This is a genomic window from Clostridium ragsdalei P11, assembly GCF_001675165.1.
In the GTDB taxonomy this organism is placed as follows: Bacteria; Bacillota; Clostridia; order Clostridiales; family Clostridiaceae; genus Clostridium_B; species Clostridium_B ragsdalei.
Map to the genome: position 1 here is coordinate 1 of NZ_LROS01000049.1, position 3,239 is coordinate 3,239.

General features: G+C 33.9%; 3 protein-coding genes and 3 pseudogenes. 1 reads left to right on the top strand and 5 read right to left on the bottom strand.

What is annotated here, in order from left to right; genetic code table 11:
* Positions 1–194, top strand: a pseudogene (locus CLRAG_RS20970) (IS110 family transposase); the annotation flags it as partial.
* Positions 195–388: 194 nt separating this feature from the next.
* Here the strand turns inward: CLRAG_RS20970 and CLRAG_RS16095 are convergent.
* The 5 genes and pseudogenes from CLRAG_RS16095 to CLRAG_RS16110 all read right to left on the bottom strand — a co-directional run.
* Entirely contained in the window at positions 389–676 is a 288-nt protein-coding gene (locus CLRAG_RS16095) for a DUF1064 domain-containing protein (protein WP_242872163.1), read from the bottom strand.
* A 19-nt stretch (positions 677–695) separates the two neighbouring features.
* Positions 696–860, bottom strand: coding sequence for a hypothetical protein (locus CLRAG_RS21155; protein ID WP_242872164.1), 165 nt, complete (start codon positions 858–860; stop codon positions 696–698).
* An 11-nt stretch (positions 861–871) separates the two neighbouring features.
* Positions 872–1,291: a hypothetical protein gene (locus CLRAG_RS16100; RefSeq protein WP_065079332.1), complete on the bottom strand. Its 420-nt coding sequence runs from the start codon at positions 1,289–1,291 to the stop codon at positions 872–874.
* 37 nt (positions 1,292–1,328) lie between these two features.
* Positions 1,329–2,219: pseudogene (locus tag CLRAG_RS16105) on the bottom strand (DUF4373 domain-containing protein).
* A 24-nt stretch (positions 2,220–2,243) separates the two neighbouring features.
* Positions 2,244–3,035, bottom strand: a pseudogene (locus CLRAG_RS16110) (recombinase RecT); the annotation flags it as partial.
* Between the last annotated feature and the right edge of the window lie 204 nt (positions 3,036–3,239).

Below are 3,239 nucleotides of genomic sequence, written 5' to 3' on the forward strand. Positions count from 1 at the left end.
AAGGTGCCAAAAAATCCACTATTGCTTTAGCTCGAAAGCTGCTTGTAATTATCTATACGATGCTAAAATCAGGTACAGTTTATGATGACTCTAATTTTGATCAGCGTAGAAAAAATTGTGAACAAAAGCGTATTTCTCGTTATATTTTTGAACTGCAAAAATTAGGCTTCCACATTGAGGCTCCAACTGAATAATTAATTACTACATCTTCTATTCATCTCTTTTTTGACAGGCGATGCTTGCCTTAGCTTTGCTATGCACATTTTAACCCTAAATCCTATCAAATTGTCAATGTACAGATGTTACTAACTTTTATTTTCGTAGCAAAGAACATTTATATATTTAGATTTATTGATTAATTCACCTAAATTTCATTTTACGTATTAACTCACACATATTTTAACACCTTTAAATCAATACTTGGATATCTCAGCTTAAACTGCTTGTACGTCCTTTTCCACTGCTCGGATTCATACCCTTTAGTATCCTCAATTTCATAACTTCCATCATTGTGCAATACTAAAAAATCCGCACTATATGTTATTGCCTTTTCCTTACTGCTGCCTTCCTGAAGAACAAACCTCGGCTGAGTTATAAATCCAGCTATTTCTCCAGAATAAAACAGGATCTCCAACTGGCAGTACCTTTTCATTTCTAACTGACTTCTAAAGTACAATCCGTCATACCACACGCCCTTATTTTTGTATTTCTGAACCTTTACCTTTGGCTTTTCTAGCTTCTGTCCCCTCTTTTTCAGATATGCTTCGTACTGATCCTGTGTCCAATTCATCTATCATCATTCCTATCTGATTTCCAAACTTTATAGGTTTTGCATTTTTTATAATTACTGATTTATTCATACACTCACCTTCTATACCTCCAAAACTTGTACATCTCCTATACAGAAATCAATATATTTAAAACTCTCTCTATGATTCTTACTTTGTACTACCACAAGCCACTCTGTTTTATATGCAACAGTACCTTTCACTGTTCTGTATTTATTACAGTTCACATTTGTATACATTCCATACACGTACCTTACTTTTAGCTTTATCTTTTGGCCTATCTTGAATAACTTGGCCACTTTCTTAACAGCTTCAATAGGACAATATTGACTTCTTACCTCTGCTGAAGATTTACGGGATTTTACTAAATCCATTTCAGATCCAATCATGTTTACAAGCGTTGGACTGCAGCCTAATTTAGCCGCAATGTCTTTCTGCCTCATGATACCCCAGTTAGCTTTCACAAAATCATTTCTTGCTTTTCTTTCTAGCAACATTGGCATTACTCTCACCCCTTATAAAATCCTTAAGTTTCACGTTTTAACCATCCTCCCAACCTAGAAGTTTTTTCTCAATGCCCTTTATTTCCTGACTGCTGTAACCGCGACCTTTAAAGTTAAAGGTGCTCTCCTTTTTGTGATAACTATTCCCTTTGGGTTCACTTCTCCCATTCTTAGCCCAGTTTTCAAGTATCTTGCTCATATAGCCTTTTATAAAGGCATTTTTATTCATAACGGTAATCTGCAGTGCGTCCCTGCACCAGTCATACCCATAAGTTTTTATAAAAACATTTAGAGCTCCAACATCTTTGCTTATACTTTCACCTGGTTTCAATGTTTGGTAATATTTACAAAGTTCTAGTGATTTTTCAGAGAGAGAGTTTCTGCCATCAGAAACCTTTTTTTCTTCTCTCTCTTCTTTACTTTTCTTTACTTTACTTTCCTTTACTTTACTTTGGGGATTAATGTTTGCATTAACTACCTCATTATTAGAGTTAATGTCAACAATAACTAAGTTTTTGTATACATTAATGGTTTCATCATCTAAAAGCAGATATTCTTTGTATATTTTTACCTTTTGTCTTCTACCTACTGCCTCCATATAACGCTTCTGAATTCCCTTGGAGGTAAGTACGTTGTAAGTTTCAAAGGCATTTTTATCAAACAATTCCCACTTAACACAATCATTAATGATTACATTAATTGAGTTAATGTCTGCATTAACCCTCTTTGAAAACAATAATTGCTATTTTTCTGTCCACTCATAGAAATAACCGTGTTTATAAATTTTCATTAATAGCTTAATTACTACACCAAAACCAACTAATCCATGTTGTGCTTCTATAAGTGCAACTTTATCATCTTGATCCATATCTACATCTAAAGGAAAATATTCTAATCCTTCTTTTTGAGGTCTAGCCAATGTAATCACCTTCTCCCATAGTTCAATAACTCCTTATGACTCTGTATTGTTTTCTGAAAATGGAGTACCTTCATATGGATCTTTACCATCCTCTTCTTTTCCACTTTCATCTGATTCTGTGTACTCAACATCAGTAACATTTGCGTTACTCTCATCTTCTGTGCCTTCTTCAAGCAATTCATAATCATCCTCGGTAGTCTTAATTATTTTACTGTCACTTGTAATTGCTTCCTGCATATCAATACTGAGAATTCCCCAAGTTGAAAGCATATTTTTAAGCACCGTTTTTCTAGCCATTGCATCAAAATCTGTCTTCCATGGTCCATTACCAAAACTTTTACTAAACCTTCTAGCATGTGCTGTTACTTTTTCTTTACTCCAGTAAACCATCTTTTCAAATCCATTTAAGCGCCTAAAATATGCCGCATATCCTACTACTTCATCAGATTGCTTATTGTCCAGGTCAAGCTCCAATTCCTCTGTAAGTGGGTTAAAACTCTTAAGCTGTCCTTCATATATCTCTGTTACATTAAGTTTTTTATACTGTGCTGACCTCTGCGCCATCTGTATAAATCCTCTGTATCCAACCTGAAATTGTGCTTCTAACTTTCCATGATTTTTAAACGGTATTATCCATGCAAAACCAAGGTTCGGGTCTATTGGTAGTTTTAAGGGAGCAGCCTTTAAGGCACTTCCTAATACTGTCATATCATTACAGCCCTTTAATTTATCCTGCTTTAAATTAAGTAAGCTAGTTATAAATCCATTTGCCTGTTTATCAAGCATATCTTCAAATCTTTTCTTTATACCTGGAGAATAAAGTAATGCTTTAAACGGATCCTTAGGTGGTTTCTCTTTTTCTTTCTTAGTTAATTCATTTTTAAGCTTTTATTTGTGGCCATTATAGGGTTTCTAACTAAAATATTAACTTATACAGAATAATTAAAATTCTTCTCCAAATACTAAATGTACGGAGAAAGGAGTTTTAATTATGGGAAGAAAATCATTTGAAATAGAATCACTGTATGA

What these genes read in the sequence shown, in the direction of transcription:
- CLRAG_RS21155 (WP_242872164.1), bottom strand. Translation starts at nt 860, where the DNA reads ATGAATAAATCAGTAATTATAAAAAATGCAAAACCTATAAAGTTTGGA.
- CLRAG_RS16100 (WP_065079332.1), bottom strand. Translation starts at nt 1,291, where the DNA reads ATGCCAATGTTGCTAGAAAGAAAAGCAAGAAATGATTTTGTGAAAGCT.